Source organism: Kangsaoukella pontilimi (assembly GCF_009830125.1).
Classification (GTDB): domain Bacteria; phylum Pseudomonadota; class Alphaproteobacteria; order Rhodobacterales; family Rhodobacteraceae; genus Kangsaoukella; species Kangsaoukella pontilimi.
Genome location: NZ_WUPT01000001.1, coordinates 1,227,184 through 1,247,882, shown reverse-complemented (window position 1 = coordinate 1,247,882; position 20,699 = coordinate 1,227,184). Strand labels below are relative to the sequence as shown.

Genomic DNA, 20,699 nt, shown 5'->3' with positions numbered 1-20,699 from the left:
CTCCCGAGCCTGGCGCGGGCGGCCTGTCGCCGCCCGCACCGAATTCCGCACACACTGAACCGCGATCCGAGGGTCATGCAGACAAAACGCCCCCCATTCTGGCAGCGCGAGAAATACACGCCTTATCTGCTGCTTCTGCCGGCGATCCTGACGATCCTTTTCGTCGTGCTTCTGCCGCTCATCTTCTCGTTCTACACGAGCTTCACGGGCTACCGGCTGATCCGGCCCGAAAGCCTGTGGCAATGGGTGGGGCTGAGAAACTACGAGCGCATCTTCGGGGATGACGACTTCTGGGCGGCCTTTGTCAGAACCATCGTTTTCCTGACCATCGCGCTGAACCTCGAATTTCTTCTCGGCCTCGGCATCGCCCTTCTGATCAACAAGATCACCTGGGGGCAGCGGACGCTGAGGACCATCATGATGTTCCCCATGATGTTCTCGCCGATCCTTGTCGGCTATCAGTTCAAGTTCGTCTTCAACGACAATATCGGCATCCTGAACAACGCGCTGGAAAGCCTCGGTCTGAGCGACGGCGCGATCCCATGGCTGGTGGACACCTATCTCGCCAATTTCGCGATCATCTTCGCAGAGGTCTGGATGAGCACATCGGTCTTTGCGATCCTGCTGCTGGCGGGTCTCTTCGCGATGCCGCGCGACCCGATCGAGGCGGCCAAGGTAGACGGCTGCAACGCGTGGCAGGTGTTCCGCCACATCACGCTGCCCTTCCTGATGCCCTTCGTCTTCATTGCCATGACCATCCGGTCTCTCGACGTGGCGCGGGCCTATGACATCGTCGACGTGATGACGGGCGGCGGGCCTGCAGGCCGGACCGAGCTTCTCTGGACGCTGATCGCGCGGACGGGCTACGACAACGCCCGGATGGGGCAGGCGAACGCCATGGGCTATATCTCGATCATCCTGTCCATCGCCTTCACCTATTACTTCTTCACCAAGCTCATCGCCTCGCGGCGCTATATGGGAGGGGCGGACTGATGCGTACTCCCTTTAGGAAAACCGCCGGGAAGGTGGCGCTCTGGATACTGACCTTCGTGCTCATGGTGATCATGTGCGTGCCGGGGCTCTGGGTCGTGCTGACCGCCTTTCGGCCGAATGCCGAGGTGCTGGCGAAGCCGCCGGTCTGGATACCCGAAGACCCGGGCCTGACCAATTTTGCCAAGATCTTCGGCTTCGCCGCCGATCAGGTGGCGATCCCCGTGCCGAGTTATTTCGCCAACTCGCTCATCATCGCGCTGACCTCTACGGCCATCGCGCTTCTGATCGGGATGTCGGGCGGCTACGCCTTCGCGCGTTACCGCTTCCGGTTCAAGAACGGTATCTTCCTAGGCCTGATGCTGTCGCGGACGGTACCGGGGATCGCGCTGTCTCTTCCGGTCTTCATCATCTGGTCCAAGCTCGGGCTGATCGACACCAAGCCGGGGCTTATCATCGTCTACGTGGCGCTGAACGTGCCCTTCACCATCTGGCTGATCGACGGGTTTTTCCGCCAGATCCCCAAGGAAATGAGCGAGGCCGCGCAGGTCGACGGCTGCACCCGCTGGCAGGCCTTCTGGAAGATCGAGTTCCCGCTGGCCAAATCCGGTATCGCGAGCGCGGGCATCTTCGCCTTTCTCACAAGCTGGAACGAATACGCGCTGGCGTCGAACCTCACACGCTCGACCGACAGCAAGACGCTGCCCGTGGGTCTCATGGACTTCACGGCGCAATTCACAATCGACTGGGCAGGCATGTCGGCCATGGCGGTGATCATCATCATCCCGGCGCTGATCCTGACCTTCCTCGTACAGAAACATCTGATCGCCGGGCTGACCTTCGGCGGCGTCAAGGGATAGGGCATGGCTGAGATCACACTGGACAAGGTCGTCAAACGCTACGGCAAGCTGGAAGTCGTTCATGGCATCGACCTGAAGATCGCCCATAACGAATTCGTGGTGCTGGTCGGTCCGTCGGGCTGCGGCAAGTCGACGACGCTGCGCATGATCGCGGGGCTGGAAGATATCTCGGACGGTGCCATCCGCATTGGCGGTGACGTGGTCAACGACCTGCCGCCGCGCAAGCGGAACATCTCGATGGTGTTCCAGAACTATGCGCTCTATCCACATATGTCGGTCCGCGAAAACCTTGGTTTTGGCCTGAAGATCGCCAAGCAGGACCCCAAGATGATCGAAGAGCGCGTGGCCGAGGCGGCCGAGACGCTGGGGCTCGACGCACTTCTCGACCGGACGCCGGCCGAGTTGTCGGGCGGACAGCGCCAGCGCGTGGCCATGGGCCGTGCCATCGTGCGCCATCCCGAGGCGTTCCTCTTCGACGAGCCCCTGTCCAACCTCGATGCGAAACTGCGCGTGCAGATGCGGACCGAGATCAAGAAGCTGCACCAGAAGGTAAAGACGACAGTGGTCTACGTGACCCACGATCAGGTCGAGGCGATGACGCTGGCCGACCGCATCGTGATCATGCGGGACGGCAATATCGAGCAGGTGGGCACGCCCATGGAGGTCTTCGACCACCCGCTCAACACCTTCGTCGCCAGCTTCATCGGATCGCCGCCCATGAACCTGCTGCCTGCGACCGTGCGCGGCGGCGCGGTGCATTTCACCGATGGCAAGAGCCTGCCCGTCCCGTCGCGTCTGGCAGGCAAGGTGCGGGACGGACAGGAGGTGACCTTCGGCCTTCGCCCCGACGACCTGACCCCTCAGGGCCACGGCATCGCCGAGGGCGGCGAACGGGCGCAGATGGAGCTGGAAGTGATCCTGTCCGAGCCGCTCGGGACCGAGACGATCCTCTATACCACGATTGCGGGGCAGGAGGCGCAGGGCAAGATGTACGGCCCGCGCCCGGTCTCGCCCGGTGAACGGTTGGTCTTCGACGTGGCGCTCGAGAAGGCGCATCTTTTCGACGCGGCCACGGGCCGTTCGGTGGCGGCGGACTGATGGCGCGGATCGTCAAAGCTGAGCTTCTGATGGTCGATCTTGCGCCGCAGGTCGTGCGGACGGATGCGATCCAGAGTTTCGTTAGCCAGGAAACGCCGATCCTGACGCTGACCGACGACGAGGGTGCCACCGGCACCGGCTACGCCTATACGATCGGGACGGGCGGACCGGCGGTCATCAGCCTTCTCCGCGAGACGCTTCTGCCCCGGCTCATGGGCCGCGAGGCCGAAGAGATCGAGGGCATCTGGCGCGATCTTCTCTTCACCACCCATGCGACCGCCGTCGGTGCGATCACTTCGCTGGCGCTTGCCACCATCGACACCACGCTCTGGGACTTGCGCTGCCGGCGCGCGGGGCTGCCGCTCTGGCGGATGGCGGGGGGCGCGAAATCGTCAGTGCCGCTCTATTCGACCGAGGGCGGATGGCTCCACATCCCGACCGACGAGCTGGTGGCAGATGCGCTCGCGATGCAGGCAGCCGGGTTTTCCGGCTCGAAAATCAAGATCGGCAAGCCAAGCCTTGCGCAGGACCGCGCGCGGCTGGCCGCGGTGCGCGAGGCGGTGGGGGACGATTACGCCATCCTCGTCGATGCGAACCAGAGCTTTGCTTTGTCGGAGGCGATCCGCCGCGCCGACATGCTGGCCGAGTTCGACATCGGCTGGTTCGAGGAGCCCATGCCGGCCGATGACGTGGGAGCGCACCGGGAGCTTGCGGCGCGGTCCTCGGTGCCAATCGCTGTGGGCGAGAGCATGTATTCGCTCAGTCAGTTCAAGGATTATCTGAGCCTTGGCGCCTGCCACATCATCCAGGCCGACGTCGCACGGATCGGGGGCATCACGCCCTGGCTGAAGGCGGCGCATCTGGCCGAGGCGTTCAACGTCTCGATCTGTCCGCATTTCCTGATGGAACTGCATGTCAGCCTGACCTGTGCGGTGCCGAACGCGCCGATGCTGGAATACATCCCGCAGCTTGACGACATCACGACCTCGCGGCTCGACGTCCGCGAGGGGCGGGCGCATGCGCCGCAGGCGCCGGGGCTGGGGATCGACTGGGACTGGGACGCCATCGCCGCCCGCGCGGTCGACGGCCTGTCCGCCACGCTTGAGGGAAAGGGAGACTGAGATGCAGCGCATGGCCATGGTCATCGGGATCAAGCCCGAGCATATCGACGCCTACAAACGCCTTCACGCCGAGACATGGCCCGAGATCCTTGCCATGATCTCGGCCTGCAACATCCGGAACTACTCGATCTACCTGAAGGAGCCCGAGAACCTGCTCTTCGGATACTGGGAGTATCACGGCACGGATTTCGATGCGGATGCCGCCAAGATGGCGGCCGACCCCAAGACGCAGGAATGGTGGGATGTCTGCATGCCCATGCAGGCGCCGCTGGAGACGCGGAAAGAGGGCGAGTGGTGGTCGATGATGGAAGAGGTCTTCCACCATGACTGACCCGCGCGTCGAAGCCTTCGGTCAGTGCTACACCAGCGTCGTCCATGACGTGATGCGCGCGATGGGGCTGAGGAACTTCACCCTGCCGCCCCGGATCACGCCTCTTCAGCCCGAGATGACGCTCTGCGGGCCCGCATTTACCATCGAAGGGCGGCAGGACGACACGGCCGATCCGCACGAGACGCTGCTGGCCTGGACCGGGCTTCTGTCGACCTGTCCGGCGGGGCATATCTGGACGACGCAGCCCCATACGTACGCGCTGGCACAGATGGGCGAATTGTCCGCCGAGACGCTGCACGCCAAGGGTGTTCTGGGTTGCGTTCTGGACGGCGGGCTGAGGGATGCGAACTTCATCCTTCGTCTCGGTTTTCCCTGCTGGCGCACGCATCACACGCCCAAGGACGTGGTCGGCACATGGCTGCCGACCGCGACCGAGGTGGACATCCATATGGACGACGTCCTGATCCGTCCGGGTGACTGGCTTCATGGAGACCGCGACGGCATGGTCCGTGTCCCCGCCGAGCATCTGGACGAGGTGATCGGCAAGTCCACCGAGGCCATGCAGACCGAGAGCAAGGTCCGCACCGCCATCGTGGGCGGCATGGATCCGCAGGAAGCCTATCTGAAATGGGGCAAGTTCTGAGGTGAGGATCGAGGCGCTCGATATCCGCTGCTGCCGAAGCGACGCGGCCTTCGGGCGCGATGCGTGGCGGAAGGGCGGGTCCGACGCCGGGCTGGAATTCCTGGTCTTCACGCTGCTTTGTGAGGGCGGGCTTTCGGCGTCCATGTTCGGTTTCGCCGGGCGCTCGGCCATTGGCGCAGGACACATGGCGGCGGCGTCCCTCAGACCGTTCTTCGTCGGGCGGAATGCGCTCGACCGCGAGGCGCTCTGGCATGACTGGCGTGTGGCCGACCGCTGGTGGCATCACCTGCCGTTTTATCTCTATGGCCCCGTAGATACGTGCCTCTGGATCCTTGGAGCCGAGGCGGCGGGCCAGCCGCTCTGGCGCTATATCGGCGGAGCGCGTCAGGAGTTGCCGGTCTACGCTTCGTCTATGGTGCTGGCCGATGCGGATGCTTACGCAGTCGAGGCAAGGGCGGTGCATGCGGCGGGGCTAAAGGCCTACAAGATTCATCCTCCGGGGCGTTCGCTTGCGGAGGATATCGAAATTCATGAGGCGGTGCGCGACGCGGTCGGGCCGGATTTCGCGCTGATGTCCGATCCGGTCGCGTGCCACACGCTGGAAGAAGCGGTGCGCTTCGGGCGCGTGCTGGAGCGGCTGGGATACCTCTGGCTGGAAGAGCCTCTGCCGGACGAGAATTTCAGCGCACTCAGGGAACTGACCCGCGTGCTGGATATTCCCGTTGTCGGGACCGAGGTTCTGACCAAACACCCCTATTCCGTGGCCGAGTGTATCCGCGACCGGGTCGTCGATGCGGTCCGCGCCGATGTGAGCTGGTCTGGCGGGATCACCGGCGCGCTCAAGACCGCGCGTCTGGCCGAGGCTTTCCATATGAACTGCGAATTGCACACGACGATCTTCCATCCGCTAGAACTGGCGAACCTGCACCTTGCGGGCGCGGTCAGGAACAACAGCTATTTCGAGCTTCTCTGGCCGACGGAGCCGTTTTCCTTCGGACTTGAGACGCCGCTGCCGGTTACCGACGGCATCGCGCGGCTGGGCGAGGCGCCTGGCCTTGGGATCGGTCTGGATTGGGACATGATCGACGCCTGCACAATCGAGGAGCTTTGACATGGCCGAGACCGACAACAGGCTGATCGTGCTGGCACCCGGAGACACGGTTGCGGTTGCACGCTGCGCGATTGCCGAGGGCGAAGAGCTCATGATCGGCGGGCAGCAGGTCGCGCTGGCTCAGGCGGTGACGATGGGTCACAAGGTTGCGCGGAAGCCCATGGAGGCGGGGGACAAGGTCCTCAAGTATGGGGTGTCTATCGGCTCGGCTACCGTGCCGATATCGGTGGGTGAGCATGTGCATCTGCACAATGTCAAAAGCGACTACACGCCGACCTATGCGCTGACGGAAGAGGGAGAAGTCGCATGAGCTGGATGGGCTACCAGCGTACCGACGGGCGTAAGGGCATCCGCAACGTGGTGGCGGTGGCCTACCTCGTGGAATGCGCCCATTTCGTCGCCCGCGAGATCGCATCAAGCGACCGGGAGAATGCGCATTTGATCGGCTTTCCGGGCTGTTTCCCGAACGAATATGCGCAACGGATGATGGAGCGGCTCTGCACCCATCCCAATGTGGGCGCGGTCCTTCTGGTGTCTCTCGGTTGCGAGAGCTTCAACCGTGTGAAACTGGAGAAAGTCGTGCGCGACAGCGGCCGGCCCGTCGAGACGCTGGTGATCCAGAAGGCGGGCGGCACGCGCGCGACGATCGAGGCGGGCAAGGCGTTTCTGGCCCGTGCGGTCGGCGAGATCGCCCAAGTGCAGAAGGTGCCGATGGATGTCTCCGATCTTGTCGTGGGCACCGTCTGCGGCGGCTCGGACGGGACGAGCGGCATCTCGGGCAACCCGGCGGCGGGACGGGCTTTTGACTGTCTGGTCGAGGCGGGCGCCGCCTGCATCTTCGAGGAGACGGGCGAACTTATCGGCTGCGAAGACATCATGGCCGCACGCGCCGCCACGCCCGAGCTTGGCGAGGAGTTGCGCGCCTCGGTCGAAAAGGCCGCGCGCTATTACGCCACGCTCGGTTATGGCAGCTTTGCTGCCGGGAACGCCGATGGGGGGCTGACCACCATCGAGGAAAAGTCGATGGGCGCCTATGCGAAATCCGGCGCCTCACCAATCAGCGGCCTGATCAAGCCGGGCGACATTCCACCCTCGGGCGGTCTCTACCTGATGGACGTGGTGCCGGACGGGCCGGTCCGCTTCGGCTTTCCCAACATTTCGGACAATGCCGAGATCGTCGAGATGATGGCCTCGGGCGCGCATATGACGCTTTTCGTCACCGGGCGCGGCTCGGTCGTGGGCTCGGCGATTTCGCCCGTGATCAAGATCGCGGCCAATCCGGACATGTATCGCCGTCTGAGCGATGATATGGATGTGAACGCGGGCCGGATCATCACGGGCGATGCGGGGCTGGATGACGTAGGCGACGAAATATTCGACGCTGTGCTGAACGTGGCGGGCGGCGCGCGCACCAAGTCGGAGGCACTCGGTCATGCCGAGTTCATCCTGACCTACAAGACATTCGAACCGATCGGACCGGCCTGTCTGCCGGTCTGACGCAAAGGAGAGACGATGGGACGACTGGAAGGCAAGACGGCGCTGGTGACGGCAGCGGGGCAGGGGATCGGGCGCGCCTCGGCGCTGGCCATGGCACGCGAGGGCGCGCGGGTCTTCGCGACGGATGTGAACGAAGAGGCACTTGCAGCGCTGGCCGGCGTCGAAACCTTTCGTCTCGACGTGCGCGATGCTGCGTCGGTCGGGGCGGCGGTCGAGCGCGTGGGCGCACCGGACATCCTGTTCAATTGCGCGGGCTTCGTGGCGAATGGCACGATCCTCGACTGCGACGAGGAACAGTGGGGCTTTTCGCTCGATCTGAACGTAACGGCCATGTACCGGATGTGCCGCGCATTTCTGCCGGGTATGATCGACGCCGGCGGCGGGTCCATCATCAACATGTCTTCGGTCGCATCGTCGATCATCGCCGCGCCCAACCGCTTCGTCTACGGCGCGACGAAAGCCGCCGTGATCGGGCTGACCAAGGCCATTGCCGCCGATTTCGTGACACAGGGCATCCGCTGCAACGCCATCTGCCCCGGCACCGTGGAAAGCCCGTCCCTGACCGAACGCCTGACGGCGACCGGTGACTATGACGCTGCCCATGCCGCCTTTGTCGCACGCCAGCCGATGGGCCGGATCGGCAAGGCCGAGGAAATCGCCGCGCTGGTCGTCTATCTGGCCAGCGACGAAAGCGCCTATACCACCGGAACCGCCCAGATCATCGACGGCGGCTGGTCGAATTCTTGAGGATACGAGTATGAAACTACTGAGATTTGGAGAGCCCGGAGCCGAGAAACCCGGTCTTCTGGACGAGAGCGGCACGATCCGTGACCTGTCCGGTGTCGTTGCGGATATCGGGGGCGCTGTCTTGTCGGATGCTGGTCTGGACGCGATCCGGCGGGTCGACCCCGCAGCGCTTCCCGCAGTCGATCCGGGCGTGCGACTTGGCCCCTGCGTGGCGGGCACGGGTAAATTCATCTGCATCGGTCTGAACTATGCCGACCACGCCGCCGAAAGCGGGCTGGACGTGCCGCCAGAGCCGGTGATTTTCATGAAGGCCACCAGCGCGATCTGCGGCCCGGACGATCCGATCATCATCCCCCGCGGGTCCGAAAAGACCGACTGGGAGGTGGAACTGGCCGTCATCATAGGCACACGCGCCAAATATGTCAGCGAGGCAGACGCGATGTCTTATGTGGCAGGCTATGCGGTGACGAATGACGTCTCGGAGCGTGCCTTTCAGATCGAGCGGGCGGGCCAGTGGACGAAGGGCAAGAGCTGCGACAACTACGGGCAACTTGGGCCTTGGCTGGTGACGCGTGACGCGGTTGCCGATCCGCAGAACCTGTCCATGTGGCTTACGGTGAACGGGGAAACGATGCAGAACGGTTCCACCTGCACGATGGTCTACGGTGTGGCGCATGTGGTCAGCTATCTCAGCCAGTTCATGTCGCTCCATCCGGGCGACGTCATCTCGACCGGGACGCCGCCGGGCGTCGGCCTCGGCATGAACCCGCAGCGTTATCTGAAGGCCGGCGATGTGGTGGAGCTTGGCATCGAAGGGCTCGGACAGCAGCGACAGGATGTCATCAGCGATCCCGAAGGATAAGGAGACCAGCCATGGTACGGCTCATCGATACGCATCAGCACCTCGTCTACCCCGATGTGGCGGGCTATGGCTGGACCGACGGTATTCCGGCCCTGGCGGATAAACCCTTCCCGGTGGAGCGCTATGCCGAACTGACCGCCGGCGGCGGGGTTACGGCGACGCTGTTCATGGAAACGGGCGTCGACGATGCCGACTACAAGGCCGAGGCCCGCTTCGTTGCGGACCTCGCGACATCCGATGGCAGCGGGATTGCCGGGATCATCGCGTCATGCCGGCCCGAAGAAGACGCGGGTTTCACCGACTGGCTGGACGAATGCGCGGGGCTGGGCGTTGTCGGTTATAGGCGCATTCTTCACGTGATGCCGGATGACCTTTCCACAACCGACACGTTCCGACGCAATGTCAGCGCTATCGGTGCACGCGGTCTGCCGTTCGATCTTTGCCTCTTGCCGAAGCAGTTGCGCATCGGGCTGGATCTTGTCGGGGCCTGTGACAACACGGCGTTCGTGCTGAACCATTGCGGCGTGCCGGACATCGCAGGGGGCGGGCTGGACCCGTGGCGCGAGGACATGGCGGCTCTTGCCGGGCGCTCGAACGTGGTCTGCAAGTTGTCGGGTCTTCTGGCCTATTGCGCGCCCGATGCCTCGGACCGCGCGGCAATCCAGCCCTATATCGACCATGTGCTTGAGGTCTTCGGCCCCGACCGGATGGTCTGGGGCAGCGACTGGCCGGTGGTGGACCTGGGCGGGGGGCTTCCCAAGTGGCTGGACGTGACGCAGGCGATCCTGTCGGATTTGTCTGCAGATGAAGCCGATGCCATCGGATGGAAAACGGCGGCACGTGTCTATGGAGTGACCGCAGGCTGATCGTCTGACGACCGGTCAGAACGAGCATTGCCCGCGTCGGTATCAATGCGCGATTCCGTTTCGGAGCGGCGGCTTTCACGGCGCTCCATTCACAAGAGCACCATGTTTTTGCGAAAATACCCTAGGGTAAACAGCGCGTTACGTACCGTCGCGCATTGATTACTAATTTTTTAGTTTGACAAGAAGCATTCGCTGACGCCAGTCTCTCGTCATCCGTCAGAGTACGGGAAAACATCTAGGGAGGAGACAGATGCGCAAGTATCTTCTCTCCGCCGTGGCGGCTGGTGCCGTCATTGCGGGGTACGGTACCGCTTTTGCCGATGAAGCGGCAGCACAGCGGTGGATCGACGAGGAATTCCAGCCTTCGACGCTGTCGAAGGATGAGCAAATGGCCGAGATGCAGTGGTTCATCAACGCCGCACAGCCGTTCTCGGGCATGGAAATCAACGTGCTGTCGGAAGGCATTCCGACGCATGGCTACGAGTCCGAAGTCCTGACCAAGGCATTCGAGGAAATCACCGGCATCAAGGTGAACCACCAGATCCTTGGCGAAGGCGAGGTCGTGCAGGCGGTTCAGACCCAGATGCAGACGGGCCGGAACCTCTATGACGGCTACGTCAACGACTCGGACCTGATCGGCACGCATTCGCGGCTTCAGCTTGCCTACAACCTGACCGAGCAGATGGCGGGTGACTGGGCGGCGACGACCAGCCCGACGCTGGATCTCGATGACTTCATGGGCATCCAGTTCACCACCGGTCCGGACGGCAATCTCTACCAGCTTCCCGACCAGCAGTTCGCGAACCTCTACTGGTTCCGCAAGGACTGGTTCGACGACGAGGCCAACAAGGCCGCGTTCAAGGAAAAGTACGGCTACGAGCTGGGCGTTCCTGTCAACTGGTCGGCCTATGAGGACATTGCCGAGTTCTTCACCAACGACGTGCAGGAAATCGGCGGCACCCGCATCTATGGCCACATGGACTATGGCAAGCGTGCCCCCGACCTAGGCTGGCGGATGACAGACGCCTGGCTCTCGATGGCCGGTGCCGGTGACGTGGGCGAGCCGAACGGCGTGCCGGTCGACGAATGGGGTATCCGCATGGAAGCGGGCACCTGTAATCCGGTCGGCGCCAGCGTCTCGCGCGGCGGTGCGGCCAACGGCCCGGCGGCGGTCTACGCGATCCGCAAATGGGACGAATGGCTGCGGAACTATGCGCCTCCGGGTGCTGCCTCCTACGATTTCTACCAGTCGCTTCCGGCGCTCAGCCAGGGCAACGTAGCCCAGCAGATCTTCTGGTATACCGCCTTTACCGCCGACATGGTGAAGCCGCAGTCCGAGGGCAACAACACCGTCGATGCCGATGGCAACCCGCTCTGGCGGATGGCCCCCAGCCCGCACGGCCCCTACTGGACCGAAGGCCAGAAGGTCGGCTATCAGGACGTGGGATCCTGGACCTTCCTCAAGTCCACCCCGTCGGATCGTGCGCAGGCGGCCTGGCTCTATGCCCAGTTCGTCACCTCGAAGACGGTCGACGTGAAGAAGAGCCATGTGGGTCTGACCTTCATCCGTGACAGCTCGGTCAACCACGAGTCCTTCACCGAGCGTGCGCCCAAGCTGGGCGGTCTGGTCGAATTCTACCGTTCGCCCGACCGGGTCGCGTGGTCGCCCACCGGCATCAACGTGCCGGACTATCCGAAGCTGGCCCAGATCTGGTGGCAGCAGATCGGTGACGTGAACTCGGGCGCCTTCACCGCTCAGGAAGCCATGGACCGTCTTGCACAAGAGATGGACATCACCATGGCCCGGATGCAGCAGGCCGACGAGGCCGCCGGCGTCTATGGCGGATGCGGTCCGCGCCTGAACGAAGAGCGCGATCCCGAGTACTGGCTGTCGCAGCCCGGTGCGCCCAAGGCCAAGCTCGACAACGAGAAGCCGCAGGGCGAGACGGTCAACTACGACGACCTCGTTGCGCGCTGGCAGGCCCAGTAAGCGCCCTCCCACCCAAGACGAAGGTCGCCGCATCGCGCGGCGGCCTTCACCATGACCTGCGAAAACTGGGACGCCGGGGATGATCGAGCTTCAGAACGCGACTAAGGTGGTCGGCAGGATCACCCATATCAAACCGACGACGCTCAGGCTTGAGGCCGGGCATTTCAACGTCCTTCTGGGCGCCACGGGATCGGGCAAGACCTCGCTGATCAAGCTGATGGCCGGCCTCGACCCTCTGGCAGGCGGCAAGGTGCTGATGGATGGCGAGGACGTGAGCCGCGTCTCGACCCAGAAGCGCAATATCAGCCTCGTCCACCAGTTTTTCGTGAACTATCCGCATATGTCGGTCTTCGAGAACATCGCCTCGCCCCTGCGCGTGGCGGGTATGGCGGCGAGCGAAATTCAGGGCCGGGTGGAAGAAGCGGCCGATCTTCTGCAACTTCGGCCCATGCTGCACCGCCGGCCGAGCGAATTGTCGGGCGGCCAGCAGCAGCGCACCGCGCTGGCGCGCGCCATCGCCAAGGAAAGCCGCGCGGTGTTCCTCGATGAGCCGCTGGCGAACCTCGATTACAAGCTGCGCGAAGAGCTGCGAGAGCAACTGCCCGAGCTTCTGGCCGGGCGCGGGTCCGTGGTGGTTTATGCCACCTCGGAGCCGGAAGAGGCGCTGTTGCTGGGCGGCCGCACCGCGCTGATGGCGGACGGGCAGGTGACCCAGTTCGGACCCACTGCCGAGATCTACCGGAACCCCGACAACCTGCGCGCGGCGCAGGTTTTCTCCGACCCTCCGATCAACGCCGCCGCCGTGACCAAGGCGGGCAACGAGGCGCGCCTCTCAACCGGTGTTGCCTGGGCGCTGGACGGCGCGGCGGCCAACCTGCCCGACGGTCCCTACACGGTCGCGATCCGTCCGCATCGCGTGACACCCCAGAAACGGAGCGATCGCGACGTCGCGCTCAAGGGGCAAGTCCTGGTCACCGAGCTATCGGGCTCGGATTCCAGCGCGCATTTCCGTCTGGGCGAGGATGCCTGGGTGTCACTGGCGTCTGGCGTGCATCCCTATCAGGTGGGTGAGGATCACGTTTTCTACATGGACCCAGCACATTGCCGGTACTTCGGCACCGACGGAAAGAGGGTGGCCTGACATGGCGCGTATCACGCTGTCGAAGCTGCGGCACAGCTACTATCCCAACCCTTCTGGGCCGGAAGACTATGCCCTGAAGGAAATCGACGTAACCTGGAAGGACGGTGGCGCCTATGCGTTGCTTGGCCCTTCGGGGTGCGGAAAATCCACGCTTCTCAATATCATATCGGGACTTCTGGTGCCGTCCGAGGGGCAAATCCTGTTCGATGATCGCGACGTGACCAGCCTTGCGCCGGACCAGCGCAACATCGCGCAGGTGTTCCAGTTCCCGGTCATCTACGACACGATGACCGTGCGCCAGAACCTAGCCTTTCCGCTGAAGAACCGGGGCGTCGATCCGGCGCGGATCGAACAGCGCGTGGCCGAGATTGCGGCAATGCTGGAAGTCGAGGACATGCTCGACACGCGGGCGTCTGGCCTCAGCCCCGACAACAAGCAGAAGATCTCGATGGGGCGCGGCCTTGTCCGTGACGACGTCAACGTCGTGATGTTCGACGAGCCGCTGACGGTGATCGACCCGCATCTGAAGTGGAAGCTGCGCTCGAAGCTGAAAGAGCTTCACCAGCGCGTCAGGGCCACGATGATCTACGTGACCCACGACCAGACCGAGGCGCTGACCTTTGCCGATGAGGTGGTCGTAATGCAGGACGGCGAGGTGGTGCAGATCGGTACGCCGGTCGAGCTGTTCGAGCGGCCTCAGCACACATTCGTCGGCCATTTCATCGGCTCCCCCGGCATGAATGTGCTGCCCTGCGAGATGAACGGGGACCGCGCGATCTTTCATGGCCATGACGTGGCGCTGGAAGGCCCGGTGACGGGGCAGGGCGGAACGATCCGCCTTGGCGTCCGGCCCGAGCATATCGACATTCAGGAAAGCGGTCTTCCCGCGCGCGTGACAAAGGTCTCCGACGTGGGCCGGCATTTCGTCGTCGAGGCGATGGTGGGTGACAGCGCGGTCAAGATCGTGACCGAGGAACACGCGCCCGAGCAGGGCACCGAGGTCCATCTGGGCTTCCGTCCCGACAAGACCCGCATCTATCGCGACGGCTGGATCGCAACGGAGGCACGCGCATGAGAACCGAAAACCAGAAAGCGTGGTTCTTCGTCCTTCCCGTCCTGTTCCTGGTGGCGTTCAACGCGCTTGTGCCGATGATGACGGTGGTCAACTACTCGGTGCAGGAGACGTTCGGGAACAACCAGTTCTTCTGGCAGGGGCTCGACTGGTTCGAGCAAATCCTGCGCTCGGAGCGTTTTCAGGCCGCTCTCGGGCGGCAGTTCCTGTTCACCTTCCTGATCCTGCTGATCGAGGTTCCGCTTGGCATCATCGTGGCGCTGTCGATGCCGCGAAAGGGCTTCTGGGTGCCGGTCTGCCTTGTCCTGATGGCCCTTCCGATGCTGATCCCGTGGAACGTTGTCGGCTCGATGTGGAACATCTTCACGCTGCCGAAAATCGGGCTGATGGGCTATTTCCTGAACGACGTTCTTGGCATCAACTATGACATGACGCAGCAGCCGCTTTCGGCATGGATTACCGTCATCGTCATGGATGTCTGGCACTGGACGTCGCTGGTGGTGCTTCTGTGCTACGCGGGCCTCGTCTCGATACCCGACGCCTATTATCAGGCGGCCAAGATCGACGGCGCGTCGCCCTGGTCGGTGTTCCGCTACATCCAGTTGCCGAAGATGAAGACGGTCCTGACCATCGCGGTGCTTCTGCGGTTCATGGACAGCTTCAACATCTATACCGAGCCCTTCGTTCTGACTGGGGGCGGTCCGGGCAACTCGACCACGCTTCTGTCCATCGACCTTGTGAAGATCGCGCTCGGGCAGTTCGACCTCGGCCCCGCTGCCGCGATGAGCCTGATCTACTTCGCGATCACGCTTCTGGTGAGCTGGGTTTTCTACACTCTGATGACGAAGGACGACCAGAAATGAGGAAAAGGTCTCTTATTCCAATCCTCTACATCGCCTTCCTGATGCTGCCGATCTACTGGCTGGTGGCGATGTCCTTCAAGACGACGAACGAGATCCTGTCGGGCTTCTCGCTCTTCCCGCAGACCTTCACGCTGGACAACTACATCGCGATCTTCACCGATCCGACATGGTACTGGGGCTATATCAATTCGATTGTCTACGTGTCCCTGAACACCGTCCTGTCGGTGGCAGTGGCATTGCCTGCGGCCTATGCCTTCTCGCGGTACCGGTTCCTCGGCGACAAGCAGTTGTTTTTCTGGCTGCTCACCAACCGGATGGCCCCGGCGGCGGTCTTCGCGCTGCCTTTCTTCCAGCTCTATTCGTCCATCAATCTCTTCGACACGCATATCGCGGTGGCCTTGGCGCATACCCTCTTCAACGTGCCGTTGGCGGTTTGGATTCTGGAAGGCTTCATGCGGTCGATCCCCAAGGAACTGGACGAGACGGCCTATGTGGACGGCTATTCCTTCCCGCGTTTCTTCGTGAAAATCTTCCTGCCGAACATCAAGGCGGGCGTGGGCGTCGCGGCGTTCTTCTGCTTCATGTTCTCTTGGGTCGAGATGCTACTGGCCAAGACACTGACCGCGGTCGAGGCCAAGCCCATCGCCGCCGTGATGACCCGGACAGCCTCCAGCGCGGGATATGAACTGGGCCTTCTCGCGGCGGCAGGGACGCTGACCATCATTCCGGGTGCGATCGTGATCTGGTTCGTGCGCAACTACATCGCCCGCGGCTTCGCGATGGGGAGGGTCTGAGCATGCTGCGTTATCTCTCTATTTTCCTGATCCTTCCCGGCACAGCGCTGGCGCAAGCGGCGGCGGGCTGGGGCAATGTCGGCCAGCAGGAGGAGAAAGGTTTCTCGTGGACCGACCCGCTCTGGCCCGATTTCTGGATGGCCTGGACGCCGGCGACACTGGCGGTCTTTGTCGGCATCTTTGCGGCGATCATGGTGATCGGCCTTCTCGAAGGCTTCTGGCTGAGGGACGGGCTTGAGCGGAAAGGCGTGCTTGGGCTGACCACGACCCTCGGCGACCGGCTGTTCATCACGCTTCTCGGGGCCGCCTATATCTTCCTTGCGTGGCTCGGAATCGTGGGGCAGCCCATCTGGTTCCCGCTTTTCATCGCGATTGGCTGGGGAATATTCGTTTTCTGGAAGGTTTAGGCTTCGCAGAAGGCGTTTTCAGTGGTTTGTTGAGGACGGGAAGCGTCCAAAAGACGAAAAGACAAAGACCGATGCGAAGAAGAAAAAGCGGAGACCTGCTGACGGAAGTCGAACTGGAGTTCATGAACGAACTCTGGGGATTGGGTGAGGGATCGGTCCGGGATGTGCTCGACCGGCTGCCGGAGGACCGCAACCTGGCTTACACGTCAGGGGCGACCATCCTCAGGATTCTCGACGAAAAGGGCTTCGTAGAAAGCCGCAAGGAAGGGAAAACGCTCGTCTACACGCCGCTTCTCCAAAAAGACAATTATCAAAGCCGATCGCTGGAGAACCTGTCACGAACCCTGTTCGATGACACACCCGCTTCGCTTGTTGCGCGACTTGTCGACGATGCGAAGCTGACGGCATCGGATCTCGAGGACATTCGGGCGCTGGTGGAGAGGAGGCTCCAAGATGATGGCGATGAAACCGGCACTTGATCTGTTCATAGATGCCAACATCGTGTTTCTGTTGGCGTTCTGTCTGTGGTCTGTCGTTCAGGCGCTGGTTTCGCGCACGGTTCTGAAACACAACTACCCCGCGCAGCTTCGGCTGATGAAGATCGCGCTCATCGTCACGATGATCAGCCCGGTCATGGCCCATGTGGCCGTATCGGCAGGACAGTTCCTCTGGCCCAAGACCCCCATCACCGTAAGCGACATCGCCGTCGCGTCCTATCTGCGCGGCGAGATCTCGATCCCGGCAGTGGAATTCGAGGCACTTCTGAACATGCGGGGGCGCGTCCTTGATGCGCTCTTTGCCGGTGAGGCGCCATGGCTTATGGCGCTCATTGCTGTTTTCGCCGCCGGTGCGCTTGTCCAAGGCATCCGTCTGACTGCGTCGGCTGCAAGCGTCGGCCGTGCCGTTGGGAACAGCTATGTCTGGCGCCGGATCGGGCGAGTGGACATCCGGCTCTCTGACACCGTCAGCGTTCCCTTTGCTGCGCGCGGCTTCCGCCGACACTACGTGGTCCTGCCGTCGACCCTTGTGACCGAGCCGAGAGAAATGCGCCTGATCCTGGCGCATGAGCTGCAGCACCTGCGCGACGGCGATGTCGAGTGGGAACTGGCCTTCGAGGTGATGCGCCCGCTTATGTTCTGGAACCCGGCCTTCGGGTTTTGGAAGCGGTCTTTCGACAAGCTGAGGGAGTTGAGCTGCGATCAGAAGGTCGTTGCCCGTCAGCGGATCGGCTCGCAGGATTACATGGACTGCCTGATCGGTTTCTGTGAACGCCAGGTGACCGGACCCTTGCCCCGCGCCATGCACGTGGCCTTTTTCCGGGCACAGGACCGGTCGTCGAAGCACGCCTTCCGCGAGCGAATCATGGCACTGACCAACCGGCCCAATTCGGCCCGTATGCGGCTTGCGTTACCGGTTCTGTCCTGTCTTCTGGCGGTCGGTGTTTCGCTTGCGGCGGCCTCGGTCCGGCAGCCGGGCGACTGGAGCCAGGACCGTCTGATGCTGTCCACCATCGTCAATCTGGAACGTCTGGAAGCGATCAACCGACGCTGATGGCCGGCGCGTCGGGCGGGGCTAAGATACCCGCCCGAGCGAAAAGCCCTGCGCGAGATGCCGCCTGAGCAGGATGGCCAGCAACACCCCCGGCACCAGCCCCAGAACGCCTGCCGCCGCAAGAAGCGGCACATGTGCCGATAGCACGCCGCCCACGCGGCTCATGATGCCGCCGAAGGGTTTGGCGTCGATGGTTGTCAGTGCGTTCGACAGCAGGAACTCGACCCAGGAAAACATGAAGCAGAAGAACGCCGCCGTTGCCACGCCCGGTGCGATCATCGGCAATAGTATTCGCCGGAAGAAGCTCCAGGTGCTGTGACCGTCGGCCCTGGCGCTTTCGTCCACCTCGACCGGCACGCCCGAGATGAAGCCTTCGAGAATCCAGATGGCGATGGGGACGCTGAAGAAGCAATGCGCCAGTGCAACCGCGATATGCGTGTCGATCAGGTCGAGTGCGGAGAAGATCTGAACGAAGGGCACCAGCAGGATCGCGGGCACCATCATCCGGAACATCAGCAGCGAGAAGAACAGCGCGCGGCGTCCGGGAAAGCGGAAGCGGGAAAAGGCATAGGCCGCGGGAAGCGCAACGCCGACCGAGATCACCACATTGATGAGCACGTAGATCAGCGCGTTCAGGTAGCCGAGATACCAGTCGGGCTCGGTCAGGATGAAGCGGAAGTTGGCGAGCGTCGGGTTTGCCGGGATCAGGGTGAAGGATGTGCCGAGGCTTCGCGCGTCCTGCAGGCTGATCGCGATGAGCCAGTAGATCGGCACCATGACAAGCGCCATGAAGAGCGCGGGTGCGAGGGCAAAGCGCGGCGTCATCGGCGGGCCTCGTCCGCGCGGGCGGGAACGATCAGCCGATAGAAAAAGGCCGAGACGACGACCACGATCAGGAAATAGATCACGGCCATCGCGCCCGCTTCCCCAAGGTCGAACTGGATCAGGCCGGTCTGGACCAGCTCATGGGACAGGAACACCGTGCTGAGGCCGGGGCCGCCTCGGGTGATAACGTAAGCCTCGGTGTAAAGTGTGAAACTGTCCATGAAGCGGAGCAGAAGCGCGATGGCCAGCACCAGCTTCAGACGCGGAAGCTGCACGTGGCGGAACACGGCCCAACGGCCGGCTCCATCGACCGCCGCGGCCTGGTAGTAGGCATCGGGGATCGTTCTCAGGCGCGCGTAGCAGAGAAGAACGACCAGACCTGTCCAGTGCCAGGTATCCATCGCCACCAAAAGCACCCAGGTCCAGCCGACGCTGTTGGGGTCCAGCGTCAGGCCCACCGCGCCAAGCGCCTGAGTCAAAAGGCCGGTTTCCGGCGCTGCCATGACCTTCCAGAGGTATCCCACCACGATCTGCGGTGTGAGCATCGGGATCGCGAGAAGGACGATGCCGGCCGCCACGAGGGGGCCGCTCTTCGGCATTCGGAGCGCGATGAAGATGCCGAGGGGTATCTGGATCGACAGGACGAGCAGCGAGAAGGCAAGGCTTCGTCCGAGGGCCGCGTAGAACTCGGGCGAGGTCAGGACCTTGACGAACCAGTCGGCGCCCACCCAGACAAAGACATTGCCGCCGAACGTGTCATGAACGGCGTAATAGGCCACGAGGCCAAGCGGCACACCACCCACGAGCGCAAGGACCATCAGGGCCGGCAAAAGATACGGAAGCGCCGTGGTCGCCTGACTGCTGGAATGCCTCATGCTTCTGCGTCACCCGCTTTCTTGGTCTTTGTCTACTATGGGCTTGTGCAGCGGTGCGGGTCAAACGTCAGGAGGCATGTTTTCGGCTGTCCGCGTCATAGACCAGCCGGAACCCGAGATGTGATGTGGACGAATCCGCCGTCGTGCTGTTGCGCGCCGCAATCCGGTAGCGGAAGCAATAACTCCGATGGCAGAGGAACGAGCCGCCCTTGCTCAACCGATGCCCTTTCCGGTCGGCCTGATGAGCGGTGGCGGCCTTCTTCAGGCTTCGAAGCGTGAAGGTGTCCGACGTCATCTCCCAGACATTGCCCACCATGTTGTAAAGACCGTAGCCGTTCGGCTCGAAGGACCGGGCAGGCGCGGTGCCGGCATAGCCGTCAAGCGCAAGGTCCTCTCTCGGGAACGGCCCCTGCCAGATGTTGCAGGGCTGAAAATCGGTGTCGTTTGGCTGTTGGTCGCCCCATGGGAAGGGGACATCGCCCAGCCCGCCGCGCGCGGCATGTTCCCATTCGGCCTCGGAAGGAAGTCGCCCCCCGGCCCAGTCCGCAAAAGCGCGTGCGTCGTTGAAAGAGACGTGGGTGACCGGATGATCGGCTTCTGCGTCCTCTCCCAGAGGGCCGACAGGCCGGCGCCAGTGCGCGCCTGGCACCAGCCGCCACCACGGCACCTCGGCCACCGCCTGTGTCGGCGGGTGACCTTCCGGCAGAAGCCCCTGAAAGACGAGCGAGTTCCCGAACCGTTCCGCCTCGGTCACATATCCCGTCTCGTCGACGAAGCGGGCGAACCGCGCCACCGTCACAGTCGTCGGGTCCATGTTGAAAGCGCGGAGTTTCTTCCGGCGAAGCGGTCCTTCGCCGTCCTGCGGGAAGACTGGCGATTTCGTTCCGAGAAGCGCCTCGCCGCCGGGAATACGGATCGCGGTGGGCGCCTCGCTCTCGCCTTTGCCTACGAGCGGGGCTGGCGCGCTCGTCGGAGCGTCTTTGCCATCGCGGGCAGGGGTGCAGCAGGGTTTCATTCGGGTCTTCGCCCTTTTCCGGTCCGGTGCCATTTGGCCG

Annotated in this window: 23 protein-coding genes; 20 read left to right on the top strand and 3 right to left on the bottom strand. The window is 63.0% G+C overall.

Annotated elements, in window-relative coordinates; genetic code table 11:
• The first annotated feature begins 75 nt into the window (after nucleotides 1-75).
• The 20 genes from GQ651_RS06180 to GQ651_RS06085 all read left to right on the top strand — a co-directional run bounded on the left by GQ651_RS06180 (nucleotide 76) and on the right by GQ651_RS06085 (nucleotide 17,944).
• The gene (locus GQ651_RS06180) at nucleotides 76-993 is read left to right on the top strand and encodes a carbohydrate ABC transporter permease (RefSeq protein WP_160763308.1); all 918 of its coding nucleotides are present in this window, start codon (nucleotides 76-78) and stop codon (nucleotides 991-993) included.
• Complete coding sequence (locus GQ651_RS06175) at nucleotides 993-1,850, top strand: carbohydrate ABC transporter permease (protein ID WP_160763307.1); 858 nt, start codon at nucleotides 993-995, stop codon at nucleotides 1,848-1,850. The genes GQ651_RS06180 and GQ651_RS06175 overlap by 1 nt, the downstream gene beginning before the upstream one ends.
• 3 nt (nucleotides 1,851-1,853) lie before the next feature.
• Nucleotides 1,854-2,948, top strand: coding sequence for an ABC transporter ATP-binding protein (locus tag GQ651_RS06170; RefSeq protein ID WP_160763306.1), 1,095 nt, complete (start codon nucleotides 1,854-1,856; stop codon nucleotides 2,946-2,948).
• Entirely contained in the window at nucleotides 2,948-4,069 is a 1,122-nt protein-coding gene (locus GQ651_RS06165; RefSeq protein ID WP_160763305.1) for a mandelate racemase/muconate lactonizing enzyme family protein, read from the top strand. Before GQ651_RS06170 ends, GQ651_RS06165 begins: the two co-directional genes overlap by 1 nt.
• A gap of 1 nt (nucleotide 4,070) precedes the next feature.
• Nucleotides 4,071-4,400 (top strand): L-rhamnose mutarotase, encoded by a 330-nt coding sequence (locus GQ651_RS06160; RefSeq protein ID WP_160763304.1) that lies wholly within the window; start codon nucleotides 4,071-4,073, stop codon nucleotides 4,398-4,400.
• Nucleotides 4,393-5,043 (top strand): RraA family protein, encoded by a 651-nt coding sequence (locus GQ651_RS06155; RefSeq protein WP_160763303.1) that lies wholly within the window; start codon nucleotides 4,393-4,395, stop codon nucleotides 5,041-5,043. Before GQ651_RS06160 ends, GQ651_RS06155 begins: the two co-directional genes overlap by 8 nt.
• Before the next feature lies 1 nt (nucleotide 5,044).
• The gene (locus GQ651_RS19030) at nucleotides 5,045-6,154 is read left to right on the top strand and encodes an enolase C-terminal domain-like protein (protein WP_319637339.1); all 1,110 of its coding nucleotides are present in this window, start codon (nucleotides 5,045-5,047) and stop codon (nucleotides 6,152-6,154) included.
• A gap of 1 nt (nucleotide 6,155) precedes the next feature.
• Nucleotides 6,156-6,464 carry a UxaA family hydrolase gene (locus GQ651_RS06145; protein WP_160763302.1) on the top strand — a complete coding sequence of 103 codons (309 nt, stop codon included), beginning with the start codon at nucleotides 6,156-6,158 and terminating at the stop codon, nucleotides 6,462-6,464.
• Complete coding sequence (locus tag GQ651_RS06140) at nucleotides 6,461-7,651, top strand: UxaA family hydrolase (RefSeq protein WP_160763301.1); 1,191 nt, start codon at nucleotides 6,461-6,463, stop codon at nucleotides 7,649-7,651. Before GQ651_RS06145 ends, GQ651_RS06140 begins: the two co-directional genes overlap by 4 nt.
• Nucleotides 7,652-7,666: 15 nt before the next feature.
• A complete protein-coding gene (locus GQ651_RS06135; protein WP_160763300.1) occupies nucleotides 7,667-8,398 on the top strand; it encodes an SDR family oxidoreductase in 732 nt (243 codons plus the stop codon).
• 10 nt (nucleotides 8,399-8,408) lie between these two features.
• On the top strand, nucleotides 8,409-9,260 hold the full coding sequence (locus GQ651_RS06130) for a fumarylacetoacetate hydrolase family protein (RefSeq protein ID WP_160763299.1): 852 nt from the start codon (nucleotides 8,409-8,411) through the stop codon (nucleotides 9,258-9,260).
• A gap of 11 nt (nucleotides 9,261-9,271) precedes the next feature.
• On the top strand, nucleotides 9,272-10,126 hold the full coding sequence (locus GQ651_RS06125; protein ID WP_160763298.1) for an amidohydrolase family protein: 855 nt from the start codon (nucleotides 9,272-9,274) through the stop codon (nucleotides 10,124-10,126).
• 250 nt (nucleotides 10,127-10,376) lie between these two features.
• Nucleotides 10,377-12,116, top strand: coding sequence for an ABC transporter substrate-binding protein (locus GQ651_RS06120; protein WP_160763297.1), 1,740 nt, complete (start codon nucleotides 10,377-10,379; stop codon nucleotides 12,114-12,116).
• 79 nt (nucleotides 12,117-12,195) lie between these two features.
• Nucleotides 12,196-13,257, top strand: coding sequence for an ABC transporter ATP-binding protein (locus tag GQ651_RS06115; RefSeq protein ID WP_160763296.1), 1,062 nt, complete (start codon nucleotides 12,196-12,198; stop codon nucleotides 13,255-13,257).
• 1 nt (nucleotide 13,258) lies between these two features.
• Nucleotides 13,259-14,332 carry an ABC transporter ATP-binding protein gene (locus GQ651_RS06110; protein ID WP_160763295.1) on the top strand — a complete coding sequence of 358 codons (1,074 nt, stop codon included), beginning with the start codon at nucleotides 13,259-13,261 and terminating at the stop codon, nucleotides 14,330-14,332.
• Nucleotides 14,329-15,192, top strand: a complete 864-nt coding sequence (locus GQ651_RS06105; protein ID WP_160763294.1) for a carbohydrate ABC transporter permease — start codon at nucleotides 14,329-14,331, stop codon at nucleotides 15,190-15,192. The genes GQ651_RS06110 and GQ651_RS06105 overlap by 4 nt, the downstream gene beginning before the upstream one ends.
• Entirely contained in the window at nucleotides 15,189-15,986 is a 798-nt protein-coding gene (locus tag GQ651_RS06100; protein WP_160763293.1) for a carbohydrate ABC transporter permease, read from the top strand. The genes GQ651_RS06105 and GQ651_RS06100 overlap by 4 nt, the downstream gene beginning before the upstream one ends.
• Before the next feature lie 2 nt (nucleotides 15,987-15,988).
• On the top strand, nucleotides 15,989-16,393 hold the full coding sequence (locus GQ651_RS06095) for a DUF2160 domain-containing protein (protein ID WP_160763292.1): 405 nt from the start codon (nucleotides 15,989-15,991) through the stop codon (nucleotides 16,391-16,393).
• Between the two features lie 71 nt (nucleotides 16,394-16,464).
• Nucleotides 16,465-16,872, top strand: a complete 408-nt coding sequence (locus GQ651_RS06090; protein ID WP_160763291.1) for a BlaI/MecI/CopY family transcriptional regulator — start codon at nucleotides 16,465-16,467, stop codon at nucleotides 16,870-16,872.
• Nucleotides 16,847-17,944, top strand: a complete 1,098-nt coding sequence (locus tag GQ651_RS06085) for a M56 family metallopeptidase (protein WP_160763290.1) — start codon at nucleotides 16,847-16,849, stop codon at nucleotides 17,942-17,944. The genes GQ651_RS06090 and GQ651_RS06085 overlap by 26 nt, the downstream gene beginning before the upstream one ends.
• Before the next feature lie 21 nt (nucleotides 17,945-17,965).
• Here GQ651_RS06085 and GQ651_RS06080 read toward each other — a convergent pair whose 3' ends face one another.
• From GQ651_RS06080 to GQ651_RS06070, 3 genes are all read right to left on the bottom strand, one after another.
• Complete coding sequence (locus GQ651_RS06080; protein WP_160763289.1) at nucleotides 17,966-18,769, bottom strand: carbohydrate ABC transporter permease; 804 nt, start codon at nucleotides 18,767-18,769, stop codon at nucleotides 17,966-17,968.
• The gene (locus GQ651_RS06075) at nucleotides 18,766-19,644 is read right to left on the bottom strand and encodes a carbohydrate ABC transporter permease (protein ID WP_160763288.1); all 879 of its coding nucleotides are present in this window, start codon (nucleotides 19,642-19,644) and stop codon (nucleotides 18,766-18,768) included. Before GQ651_RS06075 ends, GQ651_RS06080 begins: the two co-directional genes overlap by 4 nt.
• A gap of 67 nt (nucleotides 19,645-19,711) precedes the next feature.
• Nucleotides 19,712-20,659, bottom strand: a complete 948-nt coding sequence (locus GQ651_RS06070; protein ID WP_160763287.1) for a formylglycine-generating enzyme family protein — start codon at nucleotides 20,657-20,659, stop codon at nucleotides 19,712-19,714.
• Nucleotides 20,660-20,699: the final 40 nt, after the last annotated feature.